Annotated in this window: 18 protein-coding genes and 1 pseudogene; 14 read left to right on the forward strand and 5 right to left on the reverse strand. The window is 73.4% G+C overall.

Translation table 11 applies throughout. The annotated features are described in order from the left end of the window. The first annotated feature begins 43 nt into the window (after nucleotides 1-43). The 5 genes from ACFY8U_RS20965 to ACFY8U_RS20985 all read left to right on the forward strand — a co-directional run bounded on the left by ACFY8U_RS20965 (nucleotide 44) and on the right by ACFY8U_RS20985 (nucleotide 6,689). Nucleotides 44-1,006 (forward strand): cobalamin biosynthesis protein, encoded by a 963-nt coding sequence (locus ACFY8U_RS20965; RefSeq protein ID WP_389572254.1) that lies wholly within the window; start codon nucleotides 44-46, stop codon nucleotides 1,004-1,006. Beyond that, nucleotides 1,003-2,511, forward strand: a complete 1,509-nt coding sequence (locus tag ACFY8U_RS20970; RefSeq protein WP_389572257.1) for a cobyric acid synthase — start codon at nucleotides 1,003-1,005, stop codon at nucleotides 2,509-2,511. Before ACFY8U_RS20965 ends, ACFY8U_RS20970 begins: the two co-directional genes overlap by 4 nt. Nucleotides 2,512-2,632: 121 nt before the next feature. Then, on the forward strand, nucleotides 2,633-4,660 hold the full coding sequence (locus tag ACFY8U_RS20975) for a putative cobaltochelatase (protein WP_389572259.1): 2,028 nt from the start codon (nucleotides 2,633-2,635) through the stop codon (nucleotides 4,658-4,660). Continuing rightward, complete coding sequence (gene cobO / locus ACFY8U_RS20980; RefSeq protein ID WP_361432493.1) at nucleotides 4,660-5,268, forward strand: cob(I)yrinic acid a,c-diamide adenosyltransferase; 609 nt, start codon at nucleotides 4,660-4,662, stop codon at nucleotides 5,266-5,268. Before ACFY8U_RS20975 ends, cobO begins: the two co-directional genes overlap by 1 nt. After that, nucleotides 5,262-6,689, forward strand: coding sequence for a cobyrinate a,c-diamide synthase (locus ACFY8U_RS20985; protein WP_389572262.1), 1,428 nt, complete (start codon nucleotides 5,262-5,264; stop codon nucleotides 6,687-6,689). Before cobO ends, ACFY8U_RS20985 begins: the two co-directional genes overlap by 7 nt. A 2-nt stretch (nucleotides 6,690-6,691) precedes the next feature. Here ACFY8U_RS20985 and ACFY8U_RS20990 read toward each other — a convergent pair whose 3' ends face one another. Then, the gene (locus ACFY8U_RS20990; protein ID WP_361592582.1) at nucleotides 6,692-7,420 is read right to left on the reverse strand and encodes a ZIP family metal transporter; all 729 of its coding nucleotides are present in this window, start codon (nucleotides 7,418-7,420) and stop codon (nucleotides 6,692-6,694) included. A gap of 68 nt (nucleotides 7,421-7,488) precedes the next feature. Between ACFY8U_RS20990 and ACFY8U_RS20995 the strand changes: the two genes are divergently transcribed. Both ACFY8U_RS20995 and cobC read left to right on the forward strand, forming a co-directional pair. Next, nucleotides 7,489-8,664, forward strand: a complete 1,176-nt coding sequence (locus ACFY8U_RS20995) for a precorrin-6Y C5,15-methyltransferase (decarboxylating) subunit CbiT (RefSeq protein WP_389572265.1) — start codon at nucleotides 7,489-7,491, stop codon at nucleotides 8,662-8,664. After that, entirely contained in the window at nucleotides 8,661-10,208 is a 1,548-nt protein-coding gene (cobC, locus tag ACFY8U_RS21000) for an Rv2231c family pyridoxal phosphate-dependent protein CobC (RefSeq protein WP_389572268.1), read from the forward strand. Before ACFY8U_RS20995 ends, cobC begins: the two co-directional genes overlap by 4 nt. A gap of 103 nt (nucleotides 10,209-10,311) precedes the next feature. Here cobC and ACFY8U_RS21005 read toward each other — a convergent pair whose 3' ends face one another. Both ACFY8U_RS21005 and ACFY8U_RS21010 read right to left on the reverse strand, forming a co-directional pair. Continuing rightward, nucleotides 10,312-11,283, reverse strand: a complete 972-nt coding sequence (locus ACFY8U_RS21005; protein WP_389572270.1) for an SCO1860 family LAETG-anchored protein — start codon at nucleotides 11,281-11,283, stop codon at nucleotides 10,312-10,314. 311 nt (nucleotides 11,284-11,594) lie between these two features. Next, nucleotides 11,595-12,320, reverse strand: coding sequence for a siderophore-interacting protein (locus ACFY8U_RS21010; protein ID WP_389572273.1), 726 nt, complete (start codon nucleotides 12,318-12,320; stop codon nucleotides 11,595-11,597). A gap of 79 nt (nucleotides 12,321-12,399) precedes the next feature. On the opposite strand from ACFY8U_RS21010, the gene ACFY8U_RS21015 reads away from it, so the two are divergent. After that, complete coding sequence (locus tag ACFY8U_RS21015) at nucleotides 12,400-14,700, forward strand: penicillin acylase family protein (RefSeq protein ID WP_389572276.1); 2,301 nt, start codon at nucleotides 12,400-12,402, stop codon at nucleotides 14,698-14,700. After that, on the forward strand, nucleotides 14,687-15,262 hold the full coding sequence (locus ACFY8U_RS21020) for a GNAT family N-acetyltransferase (protein WP_389572279.1): 576 nt from the start codon (nucleotides 14,687-14,689) through the stop codon (nucleotides 15,260-15,262). Before ACFY8U_RS21015 ends, ACFY8U_RS21020 begins: the two co-directional genes overlap by 14 nt. A gap of 69 nt (nucleotides 15,263-15,331) precedes the next feature. Here the strand turns inward: ACFY8U_RS21020 and ACFY8U_RS21025 are convergent, their stop codons facing one another. Both ACFY8U_RS21025 and ACFY8U_RS21030 read right to left on the reverse strand, forming a co-directional pair. Then, nucleotides 15,332-16,417, reverse strand: coding sequence for an amidohydrolase family protein (locus tag ACFY8U_RS21025; protein WP_361432515.1), 1,086 nt, complete (start codon nucleotides 16,415-16,417; stop codon nucleotides 15,332-15,334). Between the two features lie 41 nt (nucleotides 16,418-16,458). Then, nucleotides 16,459-17,956 (reverse strand): annotated as a pseudogene (locus ACFY8U_RS21030) (esterase). Between the two features lie 228 nt (nucleotides 17,957-18,184). On the opposite strand from ACFY8U_RS21030, the gene ACFY8U_RS21035 reads away from it, so the two are divergent. From ACFY8U_RS21035 to thpD, 5 genes are all read left to right on the forward strand, one after another. Next, on the forward strand, nucleotides 18,185-19,285 hold the full coding sequence (locus ACFY8U_RS21035; RefSeq protein ID WP_389573238.1) for a pyridoxal-phosphate-dependent aminotransferase family protein: 1,101 nt from the start codon (nucleotides 18,185-18,187) through the stop codon (nucleotides 19,283-19,285). Between the two features lie 480 nt (nucleotides 19,286-19,765). After that, entirely contained in the window at nucleotides 19,766-20,290 is a 525-nt protein-coding gene (gene ectA / locus ACFY8U_RS21040; protein ID WP_389572283.1) for a diaminobutyrate acetyltransferase, read from the forward strand. Then, nucleotides 20,287-21,555, forward strand: coding sequence for a diaminobutyrate--2-oxoglutarate transaminase (gene ectB, locus ACFY8U_RS21045; RefSeq protein ID WP_389572285.1), 1,269 nt, complete (start codon nucleotides 20,287-20,289; stop codon nucleotides 21,553-21,555). The genes ectA and ectB overlap by 4 nt, the downstream gene beginning before the upstream one ends. Nucleotides 21,556-21,596: 41 nt before the next feature. Beyond that, complete coding sequence (locus tag ACFY8U_RS21050) at nucleotides 21,597-21,995, forward strand: ectoine synthase (RefSeq protein WP_361432524.1); 399 nt, start codon at nucleotides 21,597-21,599, stop codon at nucleotides 21,993-21,995. A gap of 1 nt (nucleotide 21,996) precedes the next feature. Further along, nucleotides 21,997-22,863, forward strand: a complete 867-nt coding sequence (thpD, locus tag ACFY8U_RS21055) for an ectoine hydroxylase (protein WP_361592610.1) — start codon at nucleotides 21,997-21,999, stop codon at nucleotides 22,861-22,863. The last annotated feature ends 38 nt before the right edge of the window (nucleotides 22,864-22,901 follow it).

Consider the following 22,901-nt stretch of genomic DNA (forward strand, 5'->3'; position numbering starts at 1 on the left):
CACGTCGAGCCAGGGCGCGGACCCTGAGTGAGGACACAGCGCCATGCCCGGCCGCAGTGCAGCCACAGGTGTATTCGCATACGGCGCCGCCGCCGGTCTGGCCGCGGACCTGATCATCGGCGACCCCCGCCGCGGCCATCCGGTCGCCGCGTTCGGACGCGCCGCGGGCACGGTCGAGAAGCTGCTGTGGCGCGACCACCGCGGGTGGGGCGCGCTGCACACCGCCGTCTGCGTGACCGGTGCCGCCGGCGCCGCCGCGCTGGCCGCCCGTACGGTACGGGAACACCCCCGCGCCTCCGTCGCGCTGACCGCCGCCTCCGTGTGGGCCGTCGTCGGCGGCACGACCCTGGGCCGGGAGGCCCGCGCGATCGGCGGGGCCCTCGCGGCCGGGGACCTGGACGTGGCCCGTGAGCGGCTGCCTCATCTGTGCGGGCGTGATCCGCAGTCCCTGGACGGCCCGGCGATGGCCCGCGCGGTCGTCGAGTCCGTCGCCGAGAACACCTCCGACGCCGTGGTCGGGGCCCTGGTCTGGGGCGCGGCCCTGGGCGTGCCGGGCCTGGTCGGCTTCCGGGCGGTGAACACCCTGGACGCGATGGTCGGACACAGGTCGACGCGGTACCGGCGCTTCGGCTGGGCCTCGGCCCGGCTCGACGACATGGCGGGGTGGCCGGGCGCCCGGCTGACCGCCGCGCTCGCGGCGGTGGCCGGCGGGAACCCGCGCGGTGCGGTGCGCGCCTGGCGGGCGGACGCGGCGAAGCACCCGAGCCCCAACGCCGGCCCGGTCGAGGCCTCGTTCGCGGGGGCGCTCGGCGTACGGCTCGGCGGGACGTTGTCGTACGGCGGCCGGGTCGAGCACCGGCCCGTACTGAACGGGGAAGGACGGGCCGTGGAGGTCGGGGACATCGAACGGGCGGTACGGCTGTCGCGTCGGGTGACGGGACTGACGCTCGCGGCCTGTGTGGGCGGACGGATCCTGGCGGGCGCGATGAAGCGGAGGAAGGCATGAGAGGCGGGGGGCTGCTGGTCGCAGGGACCACGTCCGACGCGGGCAAGAGCGTCGTCACGGCGGGCATCTGCCGCTGGCTGGTCCGGCAGGGCGTGAAGGTCGCCCCGTTCAAGGGCCAGAACATGTCCCTGAACTCCTTCGTGACGCGCGAGGGGGCGGAGATCGGGCGGGCGCAGGCCATGCAGGCGCAGGCGGCCCGGGTCGAGCCGACCGCGCTGATGAACCCCGTGCTGCTGAAGCCGGGCAGCGACCGCTCCAGCCAGGTCGTCCTGATGGGCAAGCCGGTGGGCGAGCTGAGCGCGCGTGGCTACCACGGCGGACGGCAGAAGGAGCTCTTCGAGCCGGTGATGGCGTGCCTGGAGGAGCTGCGGGGCACGTATGACGCCGTGATCTGCGAGGGGGCGGGCAGTCCGGCCGAGATCAACCTGCGGCGTACGGACATCGTGAACATGGGCATCGCGCGGGCCGCGCGGCTGCCGGTCCTCGTGGTCGGGGACATCGACAGGGGCGGGGTGTTCGCCCAGTTCTTCGGCACGACGGCGCTGCTCGGGCCCGAGGACCAGGAGCTGATCGCGGGCTATCTCGTGAACAAGTTCCGCGGTGACGTGACCCTGTTGGAGCCGGGCCTCGACATGCTGCTCGGGCTGACCGGGCGCCGTACGTTCGGCGTGCTGCCGTACGCCCACGGACTCGGCATCGACGAGGAGGACGGGCTGCGCGTCTCGCTGCGGGGCGCGGTCCGCGAGTCGGTCGTCGCGCCGCCGGCCGGCGAGGACGTGCTGCGGGTCGCGGTGTGCGCGGTGCCGCTGATGTCGAACTTCACGGATGTGGACGCGCTGGCGGCCGAACCGGGCGTCGTCGTGCGGTTCGTGGACCGGGCCGAGGAGCTCGTCGACGCGGACCTGGTCGTCGTTCCGGGCACCCGCGGGACGGTGAAGGCGCTGGCGTGGCTGCGCGAGCGCGGTCTCGCGGACGCGCTCGCCCGGCGGGCCGCGGAGGGCCGGCCGGTGCTCGGCATCTGCGGCGGCTTCCAGGCGCTCGGCGAGCGGATCGAGGACGACGTCGAGTCGAAGGCGGGCACGGTCGACGGGCTCGGACTGCTGCCCGTACGGGTCCGGTTCGCGGCCGAGAAGACGCTGGCCCGGCCGGTCGGCGAGGCGCTCGGCGAGCGGGTCGAGGGGTACGAGATCCACCATGGCGTCGCGGACGTCCTGGGCGGCGATCCGTTCCTGGACGGCTGCCGGGTCGGCGCGGTCTGGGGCACGCACTGGCACGGCTCGCTGGAGAGCGACGGCTTCCGCCGCGCGTTCCTGCGAGAGGTCGCCGCGGCGGCCGGCCGGCGCTTCGTACCGGCTCCCGACACGTCCTTCGGGGCGCTGCGCGAGGAGCAGTTGGACCGCCTCGGCGACCTGATCGAGGAACACGCGGACACGGACGCGCTGCTGCGCCTGATCGAGAACGGGGCTCCGGCGGGGCTGCCGTTCGTCCCACCGGGAGCGCCGTGACGCCCCTGGCCCCGCGCCCACGCCTCCGCCTCCCCGCGCGCCCGCGCCTCCGCCCGGGCCCGCGCCTGCCCGTGCGCCTCCGCCCCCCTCGGCGAACCGAACTCGAAGAGAGGACCACCCGATGAGCACCCGGTATCCGTTCACCGCCGTCGTCGGCATGGACGACCTCCGCCTCGCGCTGCTGCTCAACGCGGTGAGCCCGGCGGTGGGCGGTGTCCTCGTGCGCGGCGAGAAGGGCACCGCGAAGTCGACCGCCGTGCGGGCGCTCGCGGATCTGCTGCCGTCGGTGGCGGTGGTCGCGGGCTGCCGGTTCAGCTGCGACCCGGCCTTGCCCGATCCGCAGTGCCCCGACGGGCCGCACGAGACCGCGGGCGCCGACGCCCGGCCCGCGCGGATGGTCGAGCTGCCCGTCGGTGCCTCCGAGGACCGGCTCGTCGGTGCGCTGGACATCGAACGGGCCCTCGCCGAGGGTGTGAAGGCCTTCGAGCCCGGGCTGCTCGCGGACGCGCACCGCGGGATCCTGTACGTCGACGAGGTCAACCTCCTCCACGACCACCTGATCGACCTGCTCCTCGACGCCGCCGCCATGGGCTCCTCGTACGTCGAGCGCGAAGGCGTCTCCGTACGGCACGCCGCCCGCTTCCTGCTCGTCGGCACGATGAACCCCGAGGAGGGCGAGCTGCGACCGCAGTTGCTGGACCGGTTCGGGCTGACCGTCGAGGTCGCGGCCTCGCGCGAGCCCGAGCAGCGCGTCGAGGTCGTCCGGCGACGACTGGCGTACGACGACGACCCGGCCGCCTTCGCCGCCCGCTGGGCCGGCGAGGAGACCGCGCTCAGGGACCGGATCGTCGCGGCGCGCACGCTGCTGCCGAGCGTGGTGCTCGGGGACGCCGCCCTGCTCCAGATCGCCGCGACCTGCGCGGCGTTCGAGGTGGACGGTATGCGGGCGGACATCGTCATGGCGCGGACGGCGACCGCGCTCGCCGCGTGGGCCGGACGGACGGAGGTGACCTCCGACGACGTACGGCAGGCCGCACTGCTCGCCCTCCCCCACCGCAGGCGGCGGAACCCGTTCGACGCGCCGGGGCTCGACGAGGACAAGCTCGACGAGACGCTGGAGCAGTTCAAGGGCGAGGACGAGGGGGACGACGACCCGGACCCCGGTCCCGACGGCGGACCCGGCGGTGGCCCCGGTGGCGGCGTGCCGCCCCAGGGCGAGGCACCCGACGACGGCGCACACCCGGAGACGGGCCCGGACGAGGCTCCCGCGCCCGCACCGGGCGGGGGCGGTGGCGCCGGTGAACGGGCCGCCGTCAAGGCAGCCGAGCCGTTCCGTACGAAGATGCTCAGCGTGCCCGGACTCGGCGAGGGCGCGGCCGGGCGCCGCTCACGGGCCCGTACCGAGCACGGCAGGACGACGGGCGCCGTACGGCCCCGGGGCGGCCTGACCAAGCTCCACCTCGCCGCGACCGTGCACGCCGCCGCCCCGCACCAGAAGGCCCGCGGGCGGACCGGCCCCGGGCTCGTGGTCCGCCGGGACGATCTGCGGCAGGCGACCCGTGAGGGCCGCGAGGGCAACCTCGTGCTCTTCGCGGTGGACGCCTCGGGTTCGATGGCGGCGCGGCAGCGGATGAGCGCGGTGAAGGGCGCCGTGCTCTCGCTGCTGCTCGACGCCTACCAGCGGCGCGACAAGGTCGGCCTGGTCACCTTCCGGGGCCGCGACGCCGAGGTCGCCCTGCCGCCGACCTCGTCCGTCGACGCCGCCGCAGCCCGGCTCGAGCAGCTCCCGACAGGTGGCCGTACGCCGCTGTCGGCGGGGCTGCTCAAGGCCCATGACGTGCTGCGCGTCGAGCGGCTGCGCGACCCCTCGCGCCGGCCCCTCCTGGTCGTCGTGACCGACGGCCGGGCGACCGGCGGCGGCGCCGACCCGGTGGCGCTCGCCGCGCGGGCGGCGCGGCTGCACGCCTCCGAGGGCACGGCGGCCGTGGTCGTGGACTGCGAGACCGGTCCCGTGCGGCTGGGGCTCGCGGGGGACCTCGCCCGCGAACTGGGCGGCACGGCCGTGACCTTGGACGAGCTGCGCGCCGACTCGATCGCCGGTCTCGTCAGGAACGTACAGGCAGAGCACGCAACGAGGAGGGCCGCTTAATGCCGCAGGGACAGCCGACCGTCGTTCCCGACGACGGTCTCACGACCCGTCAGCGCCGCAACCGGGCGCTGGTGATGGTCCACACCGGTGTCGGCAAGGGGAAGTCGACCGCCGCCTTCGGCATGGCGCTGCGCGCCTGGAACCAGGGCTGGCCGATCGGGGTGTTCCAGTTCGTCAAGTCCGCCAAGTGGAAGGTCGGCGAGGAGAACGCCCTCAAGGCGCTCGGCGAGACCGGCAAGGGCGGCACGGTCGTCTGGAACAAGATGGGCGAGGGCTGGTCCTGGATCCAGCGCGAGGTCGCCGAGGGCGAGCAGTCGCACGAGGACAAGGCCCGCGAGGGCTGGGAGCAGGTCAAGCGCGACCTCGCGGAGGAGAAGTACAAGTTCTACGTCCTTGACGAGTTCGCGTACCTGCTGCACTGGGGCTGGATCGACACCAAGGAGGTCGTCGAGGTGCTGCGCGACCGTCCCGGGCAGCAGCACGTCGTCATCACGGGCCGCAACGCCCCGCAGGAGCTGGTGGACTTCGCGGATCTCGTGACGGACATGTCGAAGGTGAAGCACCCGATGGACGCGGGTCAGAAGGGCCAGCGGGGCATCGAGTGGTAGCACGTCTCGTCATCGCCGCGCCGTCCTCCGGCGCCGGCAAGACCACGGTCGCGACCGGTCTGATGGCCGCGTTCGCGGGCCGTGGTCTCGCGGTGTCGCCGCACAAGGTCGGCCCCGACTACATCGACCCGGGCTATCACGCCCTCGCGACGGGGCGGCCGGGCCGCAACCTCGACGCGTACATGTGCGGTACGGGGCTGATCGCGCCGCTCTTCGAGCACGGGGCGCGCGGTTGCGACCTGGCGGTCGTCGAGGGCGTCATGGGCCTGTACGACGGCGCCGCCGACCAGGGCGAGCTGGCGTCGACGGCGCAGGTCTCGAAGTTGCTCAAGGCACCGGTGGTGCTGGTCGTGGACGCCTCGTCGCAGTCGCGTTCGGTGGCGGCGCTGGTGCACGGCTTCGCCTCGTGGGATCCGGAGGTGCGGATCGGCGGGGTCATCCTGAACAAGGTCGCGACGGACCGGCACGAGCATCTGCTGCGGGAGGCGCTCGGGGAGTCGGGGGTGCCGGTGCTGGGGGTTCTGCGGCGGGCGCCCGCGGTCGCGACGCCGTCACGCCACCTGGGTCTGGTGCCGGTGGCGGAGCGGCAGGCTCAGGCCGTCGAGGCGGTTGCCGCACAGGCGGAGCAGGTCCTTCAGGGGTGCGATCTGGATGCGCTTCTGGCCCTTGCGCGGTCGGCACCGCCGTTGCACGCGGAGGCGTGGGACCCGGTCGGTGCCGTTCGGACGCGGGCCGGCGGGTCGGGTGTGCCCACCCTTCCCCGGGCTTCGTCCGGGGGGAGCACCGTCGCCGCGCGGAACGACGGCTCACAACCTCGCGTGGCCGTTGCCGGGGGCGCCGCCTTCACGTTCTCGTACGCCGAGCACGCGGAGTTGCTCACCGCTGCCGGGGCCGAGGTCGTCACGTTCGATCCGCTCCGGGACGAGGAGCTCCCCGAGGGGACGCGCGGGCTCGTCATAGGCGGCGGTTTCCCCGAGATGTACGGGGCCGAGCTGTCCGCCAACGAGCCCCTGCGCAAGGCCGTCGCCGCACTCGCCGCCTCCGGCGCGCCCGTCGCCGCCGAGTGCGCCGGGCTGCTGTACCTCGCTCGTTCGCTCGACGGGACGCCGATGTGCGGGGTGCTCGACGCCGACGCGCGGATGTCGGAGCGGCTCACGCTCGGGTACCGGGACGCCGTCGCCGTGAGCGACAGTTCGCTCGCCGCCGCCGGGGCGCGGATGCGCGGTCACGAGTTCCACCGGACCGTGATCGAGCCGGGCGCCGGGGCGAACGCGGCCTGGGGGCTGCGGCAGCCCGAGCGGAGAGTCGAGGGGTTCGTACAGCAGGGAGTGCACGCGAGTTATGTGCACACCCACTGGGCGGGCGCCCCGGAGGCGGCCGTGCGGTTCGTGGAGCACTGCGCGAACGGGCCCGTGGCGTGAGATCAGCCGCCGGACAGGCCCACCACGAGCCAGATGAAGCCCACGCCCGCCACCGTGCACAACAGGGTGGAGCGGGCGGGGTGTTCGTGATGGGCCTCGGGCAGGATCTCGGCCGCGGCGAGGTAGAGCAGGGCGCCGCCGAAGAACCCGAGATAGCTGCCGAGCAGTTCCTCCGGAAGGGTGAACAGCAGGGTGGACGCGGCGCCGACGATCGGCGCGAGCGCGTCCGCGATCAGCATGATGACCGCCTTGCGGCGGGCGTTCCCGTACAGACTGGTGATCGTGTACGTGTTGAATCCGTCGGCGAAGTCGTGGGTGATGACGGCGAGCGCGACGGTCGCGCCCATGCCCCCGCCGACCTGGAAGGCGGCGCCGAGCGCGATGCCGTCCATGAGGCTGTGGGCGACCATGGCGGCGGCCGCGGTGAGGCCGACCTGCGGCACCCTCTCGTCGGCCCCGACGCCGTGCGCCGCCTGACGGACGGCCAGCAGCCGTTCCACCACGTGGGCGAGGAGGAACCCGCCCACGAAGAGCAGCAGGGCCTGCGGAACACCGAACACCTTGGTGCCGGAGGCCTCCAGCGCCTCCGGCAGAAGATCGAGTCCGACCACACCCAGCATGAGTCCGCCGGCCAGGCCGAGAACCAGGTGGCGCCGGTCGGTGACGCGCTGCGCCGTCCAGCCGCCGAACAGCGTCATGAGGAACGCGCCGAGCGCGACGAAAACGGCCATGCGCCTTTGCTATCCGATCGGGCACGCTCCGCGCACATCAGCGGCGCCGTGGTGGGGAGGCTGGTCGCATGATCACGGTGATCGGCAGCGGTGCGGGCGCGGACCTCGGCTCCTGGGCGGGTGAGGCGGCCCTGGTGGTGGACGTGCGGGGCGACGAGTTGACGGAGACGGAGCTCGACCTGGTCGAGAAGCACGTGTCCGGGGGCGGGACGCGGGTGATCGTGCGCGTGCTCGGGGACCCCGGGTTCTTCGGGGTGGTACGGACGCTGGAGCAACGCTTCGGACCCGACGGGATCGACGTGCGGCCCGGACCCACCGCCGTCGGGCTCGCCTTCGCCCGGCTCGGACTGCCGTGGGACGACGCCCTCGTGGTGGAGGGCTCTGCGCTCGACCGTGCGGTGAACGTCTGCCGTGCGCATCCCAAGGTGGCCGTGCTGCCCGGACCCGGGGTGGGCCCGGCGGAGCTGGGCGGGGAGCTGCTGCACCGGGTGGCGTCGCGGACGCTGGTGGTGTTCTCGGCGCTGGGCGATCCCTTCCGTGAGCGCTTCGAGCGGGTGGAGCCCGCGGAGGCGATGTGCCGGAGCTGGGAGGGCGTGAGCCTGGTCCTGTGTCTGGACGAGTCGCGGCAGGACGGGCCGGCGCCCACGGTGACCGGGCCGCTCACGGGACCGGGCCGATGGGCGCTGCCCGACGCGGAGTTCGGGGGAGACGGGGAGCCCGGGGCCGACGGCCCTTCCGTACTGCCGTACGAGGCGCGGGCGCTGGCGCTCGCGCGGCTCGGCCCGCGGGCCGGGGACCTGGTCTGGGAGATCGGTACGGGCTGCGGCGCGGTGGCGATCGAGTGTGCGCGGCTCGGCGCGGCGGCGGTGGCCGTGGAGCAGACGGCGTCCGGTGTCGAGCGGATCCGGGCGAACACGGCCGCGCACGGTGTGGAGGTGCGGGTGGTGCACGGGTCGGCGCCGACGGTGCTGTCCCATCTGGCCGAGCCGGACGGGGTGTTCGTCGGCGGCGGTGGCCGTGAGCTGAGGTCGATCGTGCTGACGGCGGGGCGGCGGGCGCGGCGCGCGGTCGTGGTGGCGGTGACGGCCCTGGAGCAGGTGGCGGCGGTCCGCTCGGCGCTGGCCTCCTGCGGCCTGGCGACGGACGGCGTGCTGTTGCAGTCGCAGCGCCTCCTCGCGCTGCCGGGCGGTTCCTCCACGATGGCGCCGGCGGCGCCGGTGTTCCTGGTGTGGGGTACGCGGTGAGCGGGGTGACCGTGGGGGTCGGCGCCCGCTCGGGGGTCTCGGTGGACGAGGTCCTCGGCCTGGTCGCGGAGGCGCTGCGGGAGGCCGGTCTCACGGGTTCGGACGTCACGGCGCTCGGCACGCTGGAGGCCCGGGCGACCGAGCCGGGGATCGTGGGCGCGGCCGGGCGGTTGGGGGTGCCGCTGCGGGCCTACGGGGCCGAGGAGCTGGCCGCCGTATCCGTACCGCATCCCTCGGGGGTACCGCTCGCCGCGACGGGGACGGCGTCGGTGGCGGAGGCGGCGGCGCTGCTCGCGGCGGGCGCCGGTGCCGTCCTTCTCGTACCGAAGAGGAAAACGTCGCGCGTGACGTGCGCTATTGCCCGGTCCCTCCCCTTTCGTCCGAACGAAGATGCCGCTGCCGTACGGTTGTTGCCCCGGAGTCAGGGGTACATCGCTGGTCAGACGGAGCCCCGTACACCCCCCACTCATCACCCGACGGCGGCCATGGATACCCACGCGCACAGAGACGTCCACGATCTGCGACACCACGGTGACGCGGAGGTACGGGACGAGAAGCTGATCGACCTCGCGGTCAACGTCCGGACGAACACGCCGCCGGAATGGCTGCGGGCACGGATCGCCGATTGCCTGACAGGTCTGGCGCAGTACCCGGACGGCCGGGCCGCGCGGGCCGCGGTCGCCGAGCGGCACGATCTGCCGGCAGGTCATGTGCTGCTCACGGCCGGGGCCGCGGAGGCGTTCGTGCTGCTCGCGCGGGCGCTGCCGGCGCGGCGGCCGGTGGTGGTGCATCCGCAGTTCACCGAGCCCGAGGCGGCCCTGCGCGACGCGGGCCACGAGGTGGGCAGGGTGCTGCTGCGGGAGGAGGACGGTTTCCGGCTCGATCCGGCGGCCGTTCCGGAGGACGCGGACCTGGTGGTGATCGGGAATCCGACGAACCCGACCTCCGTCCTCCACCCGGCGGCGGCGATCGCGGCCCTGGCGCGGCCGGGGCGGACGCTGGTGGTGGACGAGGCGTTCATGGACGCGGTGCCGGGCGAGCGGGAGTCGCTGGCCGGGCGGACGGACGTGCCGGGTCTGGTGGTGCTGCGGAGCCTCACGAAGACCTGGGGCCTGGCGGGGCTGCGGATCGGCTACGTCCTCGCGGCTCCGGAGACGATCGCGCTCCTCGAGCGGGCGCAGCCGCTGTGGCCGGTGTCCACTCCGGCGCTGGTGGCGGCGGAGGCCTGCATGTCGCGGGCGGCGCTGGCGGAGGCGGAGCTCGCGGCGCACCGGATCGGCGTGGAGCGGGCCCATCTGCTGGCGGGGCTCGCGGAGTTCGACGAGGTGCGGGCCGTGGCGGCGGCGGAAGGCCCGTTCGTCCTGGTCCGGATCGATCGCGCGGACGCGGTACGGGAGCGGCTGCGGGCGCTCGGCTTCGCGGCGCGGCGCGGGGACACCTTCCCGGGCCTCGACCGGAACTGGCTCCGGCTCGCGGTGCGGGACCGGGTGACCACGAACAGGTTCCTGCAGGCCCTGGACCAGGCCCTGTTGATAGAGGGCTAGCCAGGATTCGAGGGCCGGCCCGAAGGACGGCAGGGGGAGGACGACAGGGGAGGGCAGCGTGATCGCCGCCCTCCCCCGACTCCCCACTCCCCCCTCGGGTCGGTCAGCCCCGGGCGCGGCTACGGGCCAGGACGAGCGCTCCCGCGCCGCCGCCGAGCAGGACGATCGCGCCGCCGGCCAGGTACGGGGTCATCGAGCTGCCGCCCGTCGCGGCGAGGTTCTGGTCGGCGGGGTTGGCGCCGTCGTTCTGGGTCGTCACCCCACCGTCGTCGCCGGGCTCGGCGGAAGGCTCCTGCGAGGGCTGCTCGCTGGGCTTCTCGGTGGGCTTCTCGGTGGGCGGGTCCGTCGGGCCTGTGCCCTTCGGCGTCTTGCAGGTGGCCTCGGCGAGCGTCACCACACCCTTGACCTGGGCCACACCGAGCTTCAGCGGGTCGACGTCCACGTTCAGTTCGAGCGCGGTCGCGGCGGCGGTGCGTGAGGTGGTGGACGTACGGGACAGGTCGAGGGTCACCTCGCCGACGCCCGGCACGGTGACCTTGGTCTGCCCGGCGGTCGAGAGGGTGGTCTTCTTGCCGAAGACGGTCACATGCCCGAGGACGTTGGCCTCGGCGACCGGCTGCTTGCCCGTCTCGCAGACCGCGTCGGCGGTGACCTTCTCGACCTCGATCAAAGAGAGCGCCCGGATGCCGGGAACGTGGACCCGCGCCTTGACGAGGTTCACATGCCCCTCGGCCTTGTTCTTCTCCACCGTGGCCGTCGAGGTGGCGACGTCCGCCCGCAGGATGCTGATCGGCTTGCCGTTCTCTGCACCCTCCACCTTCACGGTCAGCGCCGTCTTGTTCTCGCTCTCCGGCGCCGTCACCTCGTTGAGGGAGGTCCGGACCGGCACCTGGACCGACTTGCCGAGCAGGGAGACGTCGAGACCGGCCCGCAGGACGACGGCGGTCGCGCGGCCCTCGCCGCCCGTGGCGTGCGCCGCGGGGGCCAGGAGGACCACGGGCCCGACGGCCAGCGCGACGGCGGTCGCCGCGGCGGCGGTGCGGCGTACGGGCATGCGGAAGGTGTTGCTGTTCAAGATGGTGGTACCCCCACAAGAGACATGGCGCCGCCGGCCGCTCACCACGGGGACACGGGATCGACGCGGGCTCGGCGACTTGAGACACCGGAATCTTTACGCACGGAGAGTGAACCGACAGGCACCTGACGTGAGTTCACTCTAAAGGGGGGTTTCCGCGTCCATATTCGATTCTTTCGACACACACGTTCCCGCGCGCCCCGCGCGTTGCGTGGCGCGGGGCTGCGGGCGGGTTGGTGCGCGGAGTGCTTCAACGATCCGCGCCGGTCAGGGGTAACGGACGGTCAACCCGGCGCATCGATGCGGCTCGCTCAGGTGGCGCGCCAGTAACCCAGCGAGTGGACCCGGTCCTTGGGGAGCGCGAGCTCCTTGCGGACGTACGTGGCGAGGGTGCGGGTGGTCGCGGTGTCGCAGGCGATCCAGACGTACGGATCGTCCCCGAGCAGCTCCGGGAGCTCCTTGCGCACCTGCTCGACGAGCGCCGTGCCGCCCCCCTGCCGGGGGACCCGGCGCACCTCGTGCCGGTCCGCGTCGACGCGCAGCGGCAGCTCCTCGTCGGCGTCGTGCGAGGTCTCGAACCAGAGCGTGGCCGGGACGTCGGGCGCGGAGTCGAGGAGGGAGTTGATGGCGGGCATCGAGGCCGGGTCGCCGATCACGAGCATGCGGCCGGGGCGGGGTTCGGGGGCGGTGAAGCCGGTCCCCTGGAGGGTGGCCTCGATGGTGTCACCGGGGGCGCAGGTACGGGCCCAGTCGCTGGCGGCTCCGTCGTGGAGGGCGAACTCCAGGCTGAAGGTCCCGGCGGCCGGGTCGGGGTCGACGAGGGTGTAGGCGCGCTGGTGCGGCTTGCCCGCGTTCTCGAACCAGAGCCGTACCCACATCGTCGGATGGACTCCGGCTGCGGCGAGGAGTCCGCCGTCCGTCAGGTGCACCCGGCGGTAGTGCTCGGTGACCTGCTCGGCCCCGGTCACGGTGAACGTGAAGTCCCGGCCACGGAACAGTTTGAGGACGACACCTTCCCAGCCATGCCCTTGCCCCACCGCGATCGTCTCCCCTGCGTAGCGTAGTTTAATTTAGGTCAGCCTAACCTAATCAACGTCGGACGGGATCGGAGTCGGAGTGAGCATCGAGGTCTACCGGGACGATTGGGGCGTTCCGCATCTGCGGGCCGCCGATCCGATCGCACTCGTCTTCGCGCAGGGGCGGGTGACGGCGGTGGACCGTGCCTGGCAGCTGGAGGTCGAACGGCACCGGGCGCAGGGCACGTCGGCCGCTTTCCTGGGCGCGGGCGAGACCGGCTGGGACACCTTCGTCCGGCAGGCCAGGCTCGCCGACACCGCCCGCCGCTGCTTCGACGCGCTGGACCCGGAGACGGCGCGGTGGGTACGGGCGTACGTGGACGGGGTCAACGCCGGCCTGCCGGAAGGGGCCGCGCGGGCGGCCCAGTTCGCGCGGGTGGGGCTCGCGCCCGGGCGCTGGGAGCCGTGGACGCCGCTGGCGGTCTGGCTCTCCACGCACATCCTCTTCGCGGGATTCCCCACCAAGCTGTGGCGGGAGGAGGTCGCGCGCCGGCTCGGCGAGGAGTGGACGGAACTGTTCGCCACGGACGGACCGGGCACGTCCGGGTCCAACGGCTGGGTCGTCTCCGGGGCCCGGACGGCGAGCGGGGCGGCGATCGTGGCGGGCGACCCGCACCGCTTCATCGAGGCGCCGGGGGTCTACCAGCAGGTCCGCCTCGCCTGCCCGGAGTACGACGTGCTCGGCCTCGCGGTCCCCGGCGTCCCGGGTCTCGCCCACTTCGGGCACACGGGCCGGGTGGCGTGGGCGATCACCAACGCGATGGCCGACTACCAGGACCTGTACCGCGAGCGGCTGCGACGGACCGCCGACGGCGGGGTGGAGGCGCTGGGCCCGGACGGCTGGCGCCGGGCGTCCGCGCACCGGGAGACGGTCGAGGTGACGGGCGGGGAGCCGGTCGAGATCGAGGTGATCGAGACGGAGCGCGGGCCGGTGATCATCGGCGCGGACGGCGGCTCGGCACCGACGTACACGGGCACGGGCGGCGGCGTGGCGGGGACGGGCCACGGCGGCGACGCGCAGGTCACAGGCACGGGCGGCGGCTCGGCACCGACGTACACGGGCACGGGCGGCGGCGCGGCGGGGACGGGCCACGGCGGCGACGCGCAGGTCACAGGCACGGGCGGCGGCGCGGCGGGGACGGGCACGGAGGTGGACACGGCTGCCGGTCCCGGGGGTGACTCCTCCTGGGAGGCGATCAGCCTGCGCTACCCGCCGCGCGTCACCGGTGAGCTGGGCTTCGGCGTCCTGCCCGAGCTGCTCGCCGCCCGGACCGTCGCGGACGTGGACCGCGCCGTCGACGGCTGGGCCGAGCCGGTCAACGTCGTCCAGGCTGCCGACGTGGACGGCGGCCTGCTGCACCGCGTCGCGGGGTACGTCCCCGTGCGCGACCGGGCCAACTCCCTGCGGGTGGTGCCCGCCTGGGAGGCCGCCCACGCCTGGACGAACAAGGCCGTGACCACGCCCCGCGCGGACGTCGACGGGCACGCCGTCATGGCCAACGCCCGGGGGATCGCCGCCCCGTTGGGCGTGGAGTTCTCTCCCCCGCACCGGGCCGCCCGGATCGACGCCCTGCTGGCCGCCTCGACGGCCTGGACGCCGGAAGGCATGACCGCCGTCCACACCGACACCGACAACCCCTCGGCGGCCCGGTTGCTGGACGCGGTCCGGGCCGGAGGCGAGGACGGCTTGTCCTCCGGCGCCCTCGCCGTCCGGGCGCGGCTGCTCGCCTGGGACCGGCGGATGGAGGCGGACAGCGCCGACGCCGGCCTGTACGCGGCCGTGCGCGGGGCCGTCGTGCGTCGGGTCGCCGGGCATCCGGCGTTCGCGGCGCTGCGGGAGCCCGCCGCGCACCCGGCGATCTTCCAGCCCTGGCTGGCGCTCGGGCCCCGCGTGGCGTTCGCGCTGGAGACCCTGCTCGTCTCCGGCCCCGTACCGGCCGCCGACATCGGCGGCATCGTGCGGGACGCCCTGGAGGAGGTCGCCGCCGGCGACGAGCCGCCCGCCTGGGGTGTCACGCACCGGCTCGCCCCGTGGGAGGCGCTTCCCGAGGAGGACGACGCACGGTGGCCCGGGCTCGGCGGGGACCACGACTGCGTGCTGTCCACGTCCAGCGTGCCCGGCTTCACCGACCGCAGCGCCCGCGCTTCCGCCGCCCGCTACGTCTGGGACCTCGCCGACCGCGAGCGGAGCCTCTGGGTCGTGCCGTTCGGCGCCTCCGGCGTCACCGGCGACCCCCACCACCGCGACCAACTCCCCCTGTGGCTGCGGGGCGAACTCGCCCCCGTCACCACCGACTGGAACCACCTCACCAAGGAGCACCCCCACCATGACGACCACTGAGTTGAGACAGCCGACCCACCTCCGGACCGTCGAGGGCTTCGGCACCGTACGGATCGACCCCGTCGACCCCGACCGCGACGCAGGCCTGATCCACGGATGGGTCAACGAGGACCGCGCCCGGTTCTGGGGCATGGGCGGAACGACCGTGGAGCAGGTACGGGAGATCTACGCGCACCTGGACTCGCTCACCACGCACCACGGCTTCCTCGTGCGGCGGGACGGCGAGCCCGTGGCGCTCTTCCAGACGTACGAACCCGAGGCCGACCGCGTCAGCGAGTGCTACGAGGTGCTGCCGGGCGACATCGGGGTGCACATCCTGATCGCCCCGGCCGACACCCCCGAACCCGGCTTCTCCGGCAAGCTGTTCGTCGCGCTGACCGACTTCGCGATGAACGGCCGCACGCGCGCGGTGGCCGAGCCGGACGCCGACAACGAGAAGGCGATCGCCCGGCTGGTGCGGGCCGGATTCGAGCTCGGGCCCGAGGTCGTGCTGCCGGAGGTGGACCTCCCGGAGGTGTTCATCCCGGCGAAGAAGGCACGGCTCGCGTTCCTCACCCGCTGACTCGGTGCCTGACCCGCTGACGCGGCGCCTCACCCGCTGACGCGGTGCCTGACCCGCTGACGCGGTGCCTCAGCCGATCACCCGGCCGTTCACGACGACCCTGCGCGGCGCCGCCAGGGCGCGGACGTCCGCGCGGGGGTCCTCGGCGTAGACGACGAGGTCCGCCGGGGCGCCCTCTTCCAGGGAGGGGCGGCCCAGCCAGGCGCGGGCGCCCCAGGCCGTCGCCGAGAGGGCCTCGATCGGCGGGATGCCGGCCTTGACCAGTTCCTCGACCTCGGCCGCGACCAGGCCGTGGGCCAGGGAGCCGCCGGCGTCCGTGCCGACGAAGACCGGGACGCCCGCGTCGTACGCCGAGCGGACGGTGTCGTACCGGCGCTCGTACAGCCGCCGCATATGCGCCGACCAGCGCGGGAACTTCTGCTCGCCGCCCTGCGCGAGCCGGGGGAACGTGGCGATGTTGACGAGGGTCGGGACGATCGCGACGCCCCGCTCGGCGAAGAGCGGGATCGTCTCCTCGGTGAGTCCGGTGGCGTGCTCGATGCAGTCGATGCCCGCCTCCACCAGGTCCCGCAGCGAGTCCTCCGCGAAACAGTGCGCGGTGACCCGTGCCCCGAGCCGGTGGGCCTCGGCGATCGCCGCCTCGACCTCGGCGCGGGGCCAGCAGGCGCCGAGATCGCCCGCGTCCCGGTCCAGCCAGTCCCCGACGAGCTTGACCCAGCCGTCACCGCGCCGGGCCTCCTGCCCGACGTACGCCACCAGGTCCTCGGGCTCGATCTCATGGGCGTAGTTACGGATGTAGCGGCGGGTTCGGGCGATGTGCCGACCCGCGCGGATGATCTTCGGAAGGTCCTCGCGCTCGTCGATCCAGCGGGTGTCGGAGGGCGAGCCCGCGTCACGGATCAGGAGCGTGCCCGCGTCGCGGTCGGTCAGAGCCTGCTTCTCGCTGGTGGCGGCGTCGACCGGGCCGTGCTGGTCCAGGCCGACATGGCAGTGCGCGTCGACGAGACCCGGCAGGGCCCAGCCCTCCACCGTCAGCGCCTCGCCGGACGGACGGGTGTACGTGATCCGCCCGTCGACCGCCCACAGCTCGTCCCGTACGTCCTCCGGGCCGACGAGCACCCGCCCCTTCACATGCAGCACCACGTGATCGCTCATATCTGCACTCTACGAGGGGCGGGCACACCGCTACGGGCGGGTCATTCGTCGATCGCCGCGCCGAAGCGGGCGTCCACGGCCGGGCCGCCGAGCGAGCCCGCCGTGTACGTCCACGAGCCCGCCGCCGTCAGCCCTCCCGTACCCGCCGAGAACACCCAGACAGTTCTCGCCGGGTGCCGAGGCCAGCAGTCCGAAGCGGCCGTCACGGTTCGGGTCGGTCAGCCGGACCTGGGCGCCGAACCGGTCGCCCCGCTCGACCGCGCCCGGCACGGACGGCGAGTCCTGCGTCCACCCCTGGGCGCCGGTGCCGGTGGGTCCGGCGCGGGTGCCCCGCAGGACGGTGACCATGCCGGAGTCGGCGATCGTGCCGTTGTCCTCACCGGGGGCGCCGATCGCGACCTCCGCGTAGCCGTCGCCGTCGGTGTCCGCGACGGAGAGGTCGGAGCCCCAGCCGTCGCCGCGCTCGGAGCTGCCGGGCACGCCCGGGGAGTTCTGGGTCCACCAGCGCGGCGGGGTGCCCGGGCCCTCGGTTCCGGCCGGTCCGGCCGGGCCGCCGAGGTAGACGCCGACCATGCCGCCGGTCATGCTCTCGCCGCCGTCGTCCGGGCTGTGCGGTTCGCCCGTGACGAGGTCGTCCTTGCCGTCGCGGTTGATGTCCCCGGACGCGACGACCGGACCGCCGCGTAGTTCGCGTGCGAAGTCGAGCGAGTCGGCGTGGCCCGCCAGGTACCAGGACCAGCCGTGGCCAGGTTCGGCCCCGGTGGTGACGCCGCTGATCACCAGGTCCGCGAAGCCGTTGCCGTCGTAGTCGCCGGTGGTGAGGGACTTCGTGGCGAGGTCGCGCGGCACGGCGGTGGCCGTCTTCAGGGAGGAGCGGTTCAGCGCGTTGCCCCGGTCCTGGCGGGCGGTCGCGCCCGGCTGGGCGGCGGAGGCGAACAGGTGCCGTTCGGCGCCGTGCCGGTCGAGGGCGACGAGTTGGTCGCCGGCGGTCTCGGCGGTGAAGCGGGCGGCGGCGAACGCGAAGCCGAAGCGGGCCCCGGCCGTGGCGCCGAGCAGGCTTTCGAGCCCCTGGCTCTGGCTGCCGACGAGCCCTCGCGCAGAGCCCCAGAGGATCAGGGCACCGCCGGTGTCGGCCCGGGTGCCGATGTCCTCGCCGGGGACGCCGACGATCGCGTCGTCGTAACCGTCCCCGTCCAGGTCGCCGGTGGCGACGGCCTGGCCGAAGGCGTCGCCGGTCTCCGCGCCGCCGGGCACGCCGGCGGTGTTCTGGTGGAGGACGGCGGCGCGGGTGGTGCCGATGCCGCGGGACGAGCCGTACTGGACGGTGACGAGGCCGGCGCCGCGCCTGCCGCCGACGGTCGCGCCGGGCGCGCCGACGAGGACGTCGTCGTAACCGTCGCCGTTGAAGTCGCAGTTGCGGTCGTCGGCGCGGGTGCTGCCGGGAACTCCGGCATGGGCGGCGGGCGCGGTGACGAGGCCCGCGCCGGCGGTGAGGAGGAACGTCGCGGCGGTGAGGGCGACGAGTCGGTGCGTGCGCATGGAGCGGCTCCTGGATGCTGCGAGGATCCGGGCGGCTGCGGGGGTGTCCGGAAAGGGCCCGTCCCTTGTCCGTCGCCCTCTTTGACACCGGATGAGCGGTCAGGGTTGTACGCGCTCGATGTCTCGTTCCGGGTACGAAGGGGCCCGGACGTCCGAAGCGGCCGGGAACCGGCTCGGTACCCTGAAGCGACGCTCGACCCTCCTTTCGAAGAAGGCACCACCGTGACCGTGACACATCCGCTGCTGGACCTGGCCCCGCTCACCGCCGCGCACTTCGCGTCCATCGAGCGGAGGGTGGCCGCCCTGCTCTCGACGGAGCAGGACGTGGTGATCACGCAGGGCGAGGCGCTGCTGCCGCTGGAAGGCTGCATCCGCAGCGGGGCCCGGCCGGGCTCGACCGCGCTGAACGTCGTCACGGGCCCGTACGGCCAGACGTTCGGCAACTGGCTGCGGGACTGCGGCGCCACGGTCGTGGACCTGGAGGTGCCGTTCCACACGGCGGTGACGGCCGCTCAGGTGGAGCGCGCCCTGGCCGAGCACCCGGAGATCGACTTCGTGTCGCTGGTGCACGCCGAGGCGGCGACCGGCAACACCAACCCGGTCGCCGAGATCGGCGAGGTCGTGCGGGCGCACGGCGCGCTGTTCTACCTCGACGCGGTGGCGTCGATCGGCGCGGAGCCGGTGCTGCCGGACGCGTGGGGCGTGGACATGTGCATCATCGGCGCGCAGAAGGCGATGGGCGGTCCGGCGGGTGTCTCGGCGGTCTCCGTGAGCGAGCGGGCCTGGGAGCGGTTCGCCGCCAACCCGCAGGCGCCGCGCCGTTCGTACCTCTCCCTCCTGGACTGGAAGGAGCGCTGGATCGACGGCGGCCGTACGGCCCTGCTGCACGCGCCGGCGCAGCTGGAGATGCTGGCGCTCGAGGCGTGCGTGGAACGGATCGAGGCCGAGGGTCTGGATGCGCTGATGGCCCGTCACGCGTCCGCCGCTGCCGCGACGCGGGCGGGCGCGCTGGCGCTGGGAGGCGGCCTGGAGCCGTACGTCCACGAGGCGAAGGACGCGGCCCCGGTCGCGACGACGCTGCGCGCCCCGGCGGGCGTGGACGCCTCGCAGCTGGTGGCCCGGGCACTGGCGGCGGATCCGTCGCTGCCGCTGATCGCGGGCGGCGGGGCGCTGGCGAAGGAGATGATCCGGGTCAACCACTACGGCGTGGACGCGACTCGGGGCGCGGTGCAGTCCTCGCTGGCGGCCCTGGGTGCGGCGCTCGCCGAGACGGGCCGCCCGGTGGACCTGGAGGGCGCCCGCCGCGCGGCGACGGAGGCGTGGGTCTAGTGGCGACGGAGGCGTGGGTCTAGTACGGAAGACCCCTGGGTCGCGGCACACCCGGCGAGGGGCCGGGGTGACGAGCGGGACGGTACGACGTCCGCCCGTCACCCCGGCCCCTTTCGCATGGGCCCGGCCGGCCGCCCCCTAGTGCGCCGGCGGCCGCCCGGAATTGCCACCGCGCATTGTTCGCACCCATTAACCGCTCACATTCCCGAACGCATTTCGCGCGCGCATTATCGGCGCGAATTCCCCGTGCAGCTTCCGCGTTTCTTCTGCCCCGGATCCCGGACCCTAAACGCTAGGATTCGATCAGCACTTCCGAGCCATTTCGCCGCCTGTGACGGACTCCACATCACCGCCGTTTCGCCCGTATTTATCCGGGCAAACCCGGACAGAACAGCGCTCGCGCGAATAACACATCGATCCTCTCCCGCCCACCCCTCCGCCCCATGCAATCCAAGAATTCGATCGGTAAATTGCCTCGGCATGACCGCAGCACAAGCAGCCATGACCTTGGAAAGCCCACGCGTGGAGGACGGAGCCGCGATGTGGCGCATTGCCCGCGATTCCCGGGTGCTGGACCTGAACTCCTCGTACAGCTACCTGTTGTGGTGCCGCGACTTCGCCGCCACGTCGCTGGTCGCGCGCGCCGCAGACGGTGAGCCGGTCGGCTTCGTCACCGGATACCTGCGCCCCGACCGGCCCGGGACCCTCGTCGTCTGGCAGATCGCCGTCGACGAGAGCCACCGCGGGCGGGGGCTGGCCGGGGTGCTGCTCGACGCGCTGACCGCCCGGGTCGCCCCGGACGCGGTCGAGACGACGGTCACCCCCGACAACACCCCCTCGGACCGGCTCTTCACCGCCTACGCCGCCCGGCACCGCCTCCCCCTGGAGCGCGAGGTCCTCTTCGACGGGGGCCTGTTCCCCGACAGCGCCGACGGCGGCACCGACCACCAGCCCGAAGTCCTGTACCGCATCGGCCCCTTCCACCCCACGGGAGCATCGCTGTGACCATCACCCCGCCCGAACTGAGCGTCTTCGAGACCCTTGAGTCGGAGGTGCGCAGCTACTGCCGCGGCTGGCCCACCGTCTTCGACCGCGCGCAGGGCGCCCGCCTCACCGACGAGGACGGGCACGAGTACCTCGACTTCTTCGCCGGCGCCGGCTCACTCAACTACGGCCACAACAATCCCGTACTGAAACGGGCGTTGATCGACTATCTGGAACGTGACGGCATCACCCACGGTCTCGACATGGCGACCACCGCCAAGCGGACCTTCCTGGAGACCTTCGAGGAGGTCGTGCTGCGGCCGCGCTCGCTGCCGTACAAGGTGATGTTCCCGGGCCCGACCGGCACCAACGCGGTGGAGTCCGCGCTGAAACTGGCCCGGAAGGTGAAGGGCCGCGAGTCGGTGGTCTCCTTCACCAACGCCTTCCACGGCATGTCGCTGGGTTCGCTGGCCGTCACCGGAAACGCCTTCAAGCGGGCCGGCGCCGGGATCCCGCTGGTCCACGGCACGCCGATGCCGTTCGACCACTACCTCGACGGCCAGGTGCCGGACTTCCTCTGGTTCGAGCGGCTGCTCGACGACCAGGGCTCCGGCCTCAACAAGCCGGCCGCGGTGATCGTGGAGACGGTCCAGGGCGAGGGCGGCATCAACGTGGCGCGCGCCGAGTGGCTGCGGGCGCTGGCCGACCTGTGCCGGCGGCAGGACATGCTGCTCATCGTCGACGACATCCAGATGGGCTGTGGCCGTACGGGCGCCTTCTTCTCCTTCGAGGAGGCCGGCATCACCCCGGACATCGTCACGCTGTCGAAGTCGATCAGCGGGTACGGGCTGCCGATGTCGCTCTGCCTCTTCCGGCCGGAGCTGGACGTCTGGGAGCCGGGCGAGCACAACGGCACCTTCCGGGGCAACAACCCGGCCTTCGTCACCGCCGCCGCCGCACTCGACACGTACTGGGCCGACGGCCAGATGGAGAAGCAGACCCTGGCCCGCGGCGAGCAGGTCGAGCAGGCGCTGCTCGCGATCTGCGAGGAGAACTCCGCCGACGGCGCCCACTTCCGGGGCCGGGGCCTGGTCTGGGGCCTGGAGTTCGCCGACCGCACGCGCGCGGCGAAGGTCTGCGCGCGCGCCTTCGAGCTGGGGCTCCTGCTGGAGACCTCGGGTCCGGAGAGCCAGGTCGTCAAGCTCCTGCCGCCGCTGACCATCACCCCCGAGGAGCTGGACGAGGGTCTGCGGACGCTGTCCCGGGCGGCCCGCGAGACCGTCTGAACCATTCGTAACACCGCTAGACGCAAGGGAGTTGCAGCACCGTGATCGTCCGATCGTTCAAGGACATCGAGAACACCGAACGCCATGTGAAGGCGAAGTCCGGCACCTGGGAGAGCAAGCGGATCGTCCTCGCCAAGGAGCGGGTCGGCTTCTCGCTCCACGAGACCGTGCTCTACGCGGGAACCGAGACGTCCATGTGGTACGCCAACCACATCGAGGCCGTCCTGTGCGTCGAGGGCGAGGCCGAGCTGACGAACGACGAGACCGGCGAGACGCACTGGATCGAGCCGGGCACGATGTACCTGCTCGACGGCCATGAGCGCCACACCCTGCGCCCCAAGACCGACTTCCGCTGCGTCTGCGTCTTCAACCCGCCGGTCACGGGCCGGGAGGACCACGACGCGAACGGGGTGTATCCACTGCTCACGGAGGAGGGCTGACATGACGAACGTCCTGACCGACCTGTACCCCACCCGCGGCGCCACCGAGGTGCTCACACCCCGCCAGGACCCGGTGGTGTGGAGCGACGCCCCGGGCCTGGAGTCGTACGAACGGGACGGCTTCCTCGTCGAACCGGAGCTGCTGGCCGACGACGAGGTCGCCGTGTACCGGCGTGAGCTGGACCGGCTGGTCGCCGATCCGGCCGTACGGTCCGATCCGCGCGCGATCGTCGAGTCGAAGTCGGCGACCGTACGCTCCGTCTTCGAGGTCCACCGGATGAGCGAGGTCTTCGCCCGGCTGGTCAGCGACGAGCGGGTGGTGGGCCGGGCCCGCGAGATCCTCGGCTCGGACGTGTACGTCCACCAGTCGCGGATCAACGTGAAGCCGGGCTTCGGCGCCTCCGGGTTCTACTGGCACTCGGACTTCGAGACCTGGCACGCGGAGGACGGGCTGCCCCGCATGCGCACGGTGTCGGTGTCGATCGCGCTGACCGAGAACCACGACACCAACGGCGGCCTGATGATCATGCCGGGCTCGCACCGCACGTTCCTGGGCTGCGAGGGCGCGACGCCGAAGGACAACTACAAGCGCTCGCTGCAGATGCAGGACGCCGGCACCCCGTCCGACGAGGCCCTGACCTCGCTCGCGGACGCGCACGGGATCCGGCTCTTCACGGGCCGGGCCGGTTCGGCGACGTGGTTCGACTGCAACGCGATGCACGGCTCGGGCGACAACATCACGCCGTATCCGCGCAGCAACGTGTTCATCGTCTTCAACAGCGTGGAGAACACGGCGGTGGAACCGTTCGCGGCGCCGGTGCGGCGCCCGGAGTTCATCGGAGCGCGGGACTTCACGCCGGTGCGGTGAGCGCGGTGCGGTGAGCGCGGTGTGAGCCCGGCGCCGTG

The sequence above is a fragment of the Streptomyces sp. NPDC012508 genome (assembly GCF_042902595.1).
Classification (GTDB): Bacteria; Actinomycetota; Actinomycetes; order Streptomycetales; family Streptomycetaceae; genus Streptomyces.

Coding starts and splice junctions, on each gene's coding strand:
- ACFY8U_RS20990 (WP_361592582.1), bottom strand. CDS start 7,420: ATGGCCGTTTTCGTCGCGCTCGGCGCGTTCCTCATGACGCTGTTCGGC.
- ACFY8U_RS20965 (WP_389572254.1), top strand. CDS start 44: ATGCCCGGCCGCAGTGCAGCCACAGGTGTATTCGCATACGGCGCCGCC.
- ACFY8U_RS20995 (WP_389572265.1), top strand. CDS start 7,489: ATGATCACGGTGATCGGCAGCGGTGCGGGCGCGGACCTCGGCTCCTGG.
- ACFY8U_RS21020 (WP_389572279.1), top strand. CDS start 14,687: ATGACGACCACTGAGTTGAGACAGCCGACCCACCTCCGGACCGTCGAG.
- ectA (WP_389572283.1), top strand. CDS start 19,766: ATGACCGCAGCACAAGCAGCCATGACCTTGGAAAGCCCACGCGTGGAG.
- cobO (WP_361432493.1), top strand. CDS start 4,660: ATGCCGCAGGGACAGCCGACCGTCGTTCCCGACGACGGTCTCACGACC.
- ACFY8U_RS21025 (WP_361432515.1), bottom strand. CDS start 16,417: ATGAGCGATCACGTGGTGCTGCATGTGAAGGGGCGGGTGCTCGTCGGC.
- thpD (WP_361592610.1), top strand. CDS start 21,997: ATGACGAACGTCCTGACCGACCTGTACCCCACCCGCGGCGCCACCGAG.
- ACFY8U_RS20975 (WP_389572259.1), top strand. CDS start 2,633: ATGAGCACCCGGTATCCGTTCACCGCCGTCGTCGGCATGGACGACCTC.
- ACFY8U_RS20970 (WP_389572257.1), top strand. CDS start 1,003: ATGAGAGGCGGGGGGCTGCTGGTCGCAGGGACCACGTCCGACGCGGGC.